The organism is Streptomyces anatolicus (genome assembly GCF_019400875.1).
GTDB classification, from domain to species: domain Bacteria; phylum Actinomycetota; class Actinomycetes; order Streptomycetales; family Streptomycetaceae; genus Streptomyces; species Streptomyces anatolicus.
In genome coordinates, this window is the sequence record NZ_WMBF01000491.1 from 1 (window position 1) to 4,582 (window position 4,582).

Sequence of the window (4,582 nt, forward strand, 5' to 3'; positions counted from 1 at the left end):
GTTCAGGGGCGGGCCGGGGCGGCCCGTGGTGGGCGTCAGCCCATGTGCGGGTAGCCGTACTCGGTCGGCGGGACCAGCGTCTCCTTGATGGCGCGCGTCAGCGTCCACCGCTGGAGGTTCTGCGGGGCGCCCGCCTTGTCGTTGGTGCCGGAGGCGCGGCCGCCGCCGAAGGGCTGCTGGCCGACGACGGCGCCGGTCGACTTGTCGTTGATGTAGAAGTTGCCCGCCGCGTAGCGCAGCTTCTCCATCGTGTACGCGGCCGCCGCGCGGTCGTTCGCGATGACCGAACCGGTGAGCGCGTAGTCGGAGACCGACTCCATCTGGGTCAGCATCTCGTCGTACTTGTCGTCCTCGTAGACGTGGACGGCGAGGAACGGGCCGAAGTACTCGGTGGTGAAGACCTCGTTGGCCGGGTCCGAGCACTCGACGACGGTCGGGCGCACGAAGTAGCCGACCGAGTCGTCGTAGGTGCCGCCCGCGACGATCGTGCAGGACTCGTCCGCCTTGGCGCGGTCGATGGCCGCCTTGTTCTTGGCGAACGCGCGCTCGTCGATGACGGCGCCGATGAAGTTCGACAGGTCGGTGACGTCACCCATCTTGATGCCGTCGACCTCGGCCGCGAACTCCTCCTTGAAGCCGGAGTTCCAGATCGAGGCCGGGATGTACGCGCGCGAGGTCGCCGAGCACTTCTGACCCTGGAACTCGAAGGAGCCACGGGTCAGCGCGGTCTTGAGGATCGCGCGGTCGGCGCTCGGGTGGGCGACGACGAAGTCCTTGCCGCCGGTCTCGCCGACCAGACGCGGGTAGGTGCGGTACTTGGCGATGTTCTCGCCGACCGTCTTCCACAGGTGCTGGAAGGTCGGGGTCGAGCCGGTGAAGTGGATGCCGGCCAGGTCGCGGTGGTGCAGGGCGACCTCCGAGACCGCGATGCCGTCACCGGTGACGAGGTTGATGACGCCCTTGGGCAGGCCCGCCTCCTCCAGGAGCTGCATGAGCAGCACGGCGGCGTGGGTCTGCGTCGGGGACGGCTTCCACACGACCACGTTGCCCATCAGGGCCGGGGCGGTGGGGAGGTTGCCCGCGATGGCCGTGAAGTTGAACGGCGTGATCGCGTAGACGAAGCCCTCCAGCGGGCGGTGGTCCAGGCGGTTCCAGACGCCGGTGGCGTTCGCCGGGGGCTGCTCGGCGAGCAGGTCACGGGCGTACTTCACGTTGAAGCGCCAGAAGTCGACCAGCTCACAGGGGGTGTCGATCTCGGCCTGCTGGGCGGTCTTCGACTGGCCGAGCATCGTGGAGGCGGCCAGCGTCTCGCGCCACGTCGTGGAGAGCAGCTCGGCGGCGCGCAGGATGATCGCGGCGCGGTCGTCGAAGGACATCGCGCGCCACGCGGGGGCGGCGGCCAGGGCGGCGTCGATCGCGTCCTGGGCGTCCTGCTGGGTCGCGTGGCGGCCGGTGCCGATGACGGCCTTGTGGTTGTGCGGCTGCACGACCTGGAAGGGCTCGCCGCCACCGAGGCGCTTGACGCCGCCGATGGTCATCGGCAGCTCGATGGGGTTCTCGGCCAGCTCCTTGAGCTTGGTCTCGAGGCGGGCCCGCTCCGGGGAACCGGGTGCGTAGCCGTGCACCGGCTCGTTGACGGGGGCGGGGACCTGGGTCACGGCGTCCATGAGTTCCGTATCTCCTTTAAGAGGGTCGAGGGGGTGGGAAGCTCAGCCCTTGGTTTCAGTCCTTGGTGAGGATGGAGCGGGCGAAGAAGAGGAGGTTCGCCGGCTTCTCCGCGAGACGGCGCATGAAATAGCCGTACCAGTCGGTTCCGTAGGCGGTGTAGACACGCATCCGGTGGCCTTCGGCGGCCAGCCGCAGGTGCTCGTCGCTGCGGATGCCGTAGAGCATCTGGAATTCGTACTCATCCAGTTTGCGCCCCGCGCGCCGCGCCAGCTCCTGCGCGATGGCGATCAGGCGCGGGTCGTGGGACCCGATCATCGGGTACCCCTCGCCCTCCATCAGGATGCGCAGGACACGGACGTACGCCTTGTCGATCTCGGCCTTGTCCTGGTACGCGACCTCGGCGGGCTCCTTGTAGGCCCCCTTCACGATACGCACGCGGCTGCCGTTCGCGGCGAGGCGGCGGGCGTCGGCCTCGGTGCGGAAGAGGTAGGCCTGGATGACGCAGCCGGTCTGCGGGAAGTCCTCGCGCAGCGCGTCGTGGATGGCGAACATCGAGTCGAGGGTGGTGTGGTCCTCGGCGTCCAGGGTGACCGTGGTGCCGATGGCGGCGGCGGCCTCGACGACGGGCCGGACGTTGGCGAGGGCAAGCTCGTGGCCGCCCTCCAGCGCTTGGCCGAACATCGACAGCTTCACGGACATCTCGGCCCTGGTGCCGAGGCCCAGGTCCTTCAGGCGGTCGATCAGCTCCAGGTAGGCGTCGCGGGCCGCGTGGGACTGCTCGACGGTGGTGATGTCCTCGCCCACCACGTCGAGGGTGACCTCGAGGCCCTTGTCGGCGGCGTCGACGATGATCGGGACGACCTGGTCGACGCTCTCACCGGCGATGAACCGGGCGACGACCTGCTTGGTGCCGGGGGCCGCCGAGACGAACCGGCGCATCTGGTCGCTGCGCGACGCGGCGAGGATCACGGGACCCAGCACGGGGCACCTCCACAGGTGTACGAATCGAGGGCCTTACCGACATGTCCCCACGTGGGGACGAATGCTGCGGTACGGCACGGAGAACCACCGTGAAATCTAAGGATCCCTCCGATCGGGGGCCATCGACACCTGTCACGCATCCGTGCCCTGGATCTCAGACAGATGTCTGAAGAAGGTGGCTCCCTGCGCGAGAATGGACGGGTGAAAGGCGACTACCAAGAACTGGTCGACGAGATCTCGGCGCTGCTCGGCGCCCCCGCGACCCTGGAGAACCGCGATTTCGAGCTGATCGCCTTCGGCGCGCACGACGGCGGCGGCGACGGCGAGAGCGGCTTCGACGCGACCGTCCTCGACCCCGTCCGCACCCGTTCGATCCTGACGCGCCGCTCCACGGCCGAGGTCCGCGCCTGGTTCGAGGGCTTCGGCATCACCCGCGCCAGGGGCCCGGTCCGTATCCCGCCCACCCCGGAGGCGGGCGTCCACCGGGGCCGCGTCTGTCTGCCCGTACGCCATCGCGGCTTCGCCCTGGGATACGTATGGCTGCTCGACGACGACCCGGGCCCCACCGAGCGGCAGCTGGCCGCCGCCATGGAGGTGGCGGCCAGAATCGGCGCGCTCCTTGCCGACGAGGCGCAGGCGGGCGCCGATCTGACGCGGGAGTTCCGCGCGGTCCTGACCGCCGAGCGGGGCTGGCAGCGGGACATGGCGGTGGCGGCCCTGCGCACGGCACTCGGCGCCCGTGGCGAGGGGCTGCACGCGGTGGTGTGCGTGGCGCCGTGGCCGTCCGCCGACCCGGACGACGCCCCCGCGGCCCGTACGGTGCAGGGGGCGGCGGCGGTCTGCACGGTGCCGTGGGGCACGACGGGCCAGTCCCTCGCGGCGCTGGTCCGCCTCCGCTCGGCCGACGCGCTCGCCCCCGCGCGCACGGCGGCCTCGCGGCTCCTGGAGACCGCGCGGGCAGCCGCGCCCGGGCTCGCCGCCGGGGCCTCCCCCGGGTCCGCCGGGGCCGGGGCCGCCGCCGGGATCGCCGGGGCCCGGCACGGTCTGGAGGAGCTGGGCGCCGCCTGGTGGGAGGCGTCGGCGGCGGCCCGCGCGGCGCTCGCCGAGCGGCGGTTCGGCCCGGTGGCGCAGTGGTCGGACGTGGGCCCCTACCGCCTCCTGACGGCCCTGCCCCCGGAGGCGGCGCACGACCCGGTGGCCGCCCAGCTGCTGAGCCCCGCCCACCGCGAACTGGCCCGCACCGCCGAGGTGTTCCTGGACTGCGCGGGCCAAGCGGGCCGCACGGCTGCGGAGTTGGGCATCCACCGCCAGACGCTCTACTACCGCCTGTCGCGCGTGGAGCAGCTGACCGGCCTCGACCTGGACGAGGGCGAGGACCGGCTGCTGCTGCACATGGTCCTGAAGTCGTCACGACTGTAAGCACCATTCGTCACGCCTGTAACACCCCGCAACAGAACCCCGCTGTCGTGATCATGGCGGGATACGTTCTCTCCCGTCCGCTGACACCTCACTCCACAGGGGAGAACGCACACCGATGAGATTCAAGCTGCTGGGCCCGGCCGTCACCTCCGCCGCCCTTGTCGCCACCGCCTTCACGGGCGGTGTCGCCGTGGCCGAGACCCCCTCCGCCCCGAAGACCGCGGCCGCCGCGGCGCACGACTGCGGGAACGGCTTCAGCAACGTCCCGGCGAAGGAGAGCGTGAAGATCCGCTCGACGCCGAAGGTGAACGGCACCGCGCTCGGCCTCTGGCCCAAGGGCAAGCGGGGCGACCTCTGCGACATGGCCAAGAAGTGGTCGGGCGACTCCTACCGGCTCTGCGGCAAGAGCAGCAACAAGTGGTACTACGGCACGTACGGCAACACCCGGGGCTTCGTGCCCGTCACCTGCATCAACTTCTCCTGACCCGGCGCGCACCCGGAGCCGCGCCTCGGC

Annotated in this window: 4 protein-coding genes; 2 read left to right on the forward strand and 2 right to left on the reverse strand. The window is 70.9% G+C overall.

Annotated features, from left to right (window positions below; translation table 11 throughout):
- Positions 1-35: 35 nt before the first annotated feature.
- Entirely contained in the window at positions 36-1,667 is a 1,632-nt protein-coding gene (gene pruA / locus GKQ77_RS28075; RefSeq protein WP_055529659.1) for an L-glutamate gamma-semialdehyde dehydrogenase, read from the reverse strand.
- 55 nt (positions 1,668-1,722) lie between these two features.
- Positions 1,723-2,649 carry a proline dehydrogenase family protein gene (locus tag GKQ77_RS28080; RefSeq protein WP_219691727.1) on the reverse strand — a complete coding sequence of 309 codons (927 nt, stop codon included), beginning with the start codon at positions 2,647-2,649 and terminating at the stop codon, positions 1,723-1,725.
- A gap of 162 nt (positions 2,650-2,811) precedes the next feature.
- Between GKQ77_RS28080 and GKQ77_RS28085 the strand changes: the two genes are divergently transcribed.
- Both GKQ77_RS28085 and GKQ77_RS28090 read left to right on the forward strand, forming a co-directional pair.
- Positions 2,812-4,068 (forward strand): PucR family transcriptional regulator, encoded by a 1,257-nt coding sequence (locus GKQ77_RS28085; RefSeq protein WP_219691728.1) that lies wholly within the window; start codon positions 2,812-2,814, stop codon positions 4,066-4,068.
- Between the two features lie 115 nt (positions 4,069-4,183).
- The gene (locus GKQ77_RS28090) at positions 4,184-4,552 is read left to right on the forward strand and encodes a hypothetical protein (RefSeq protein WP_219691729.1); all 369 of its coding nucleotides are present in this window, start codon (positions 4,184-4,186) and stop codon (positions 4,550-4,552) included.
- Positions 4,553-4,582 lie beyond the last annotated feature (30 nt).

Bases quoted from the DNA above. Each gene is read 5' to 3' on its own strand.
- pruA (WP_055529659.1), bottom strand. From the start codon at position 1,667: ATGGACGCCGTGACCCAGGTCCCCGCCCCCGTCAACGAGCCGGTGCAC.
- GKQ77_RS28085 (WP_219691728.1), top strand. From the start codon at position 2,812: ATGTCTGAAGAAGGTGGCTCCCTGCGCGAGAATGGACGGGTGAAAGGC.
- GKQ77_RS28090 (WP_219691729.1), top strand. From the start codon at position 4,184: ATGAGATTCAAGCTGCTGGGCCCGGCCGTCACCTCCGCCGCCCTTGTC.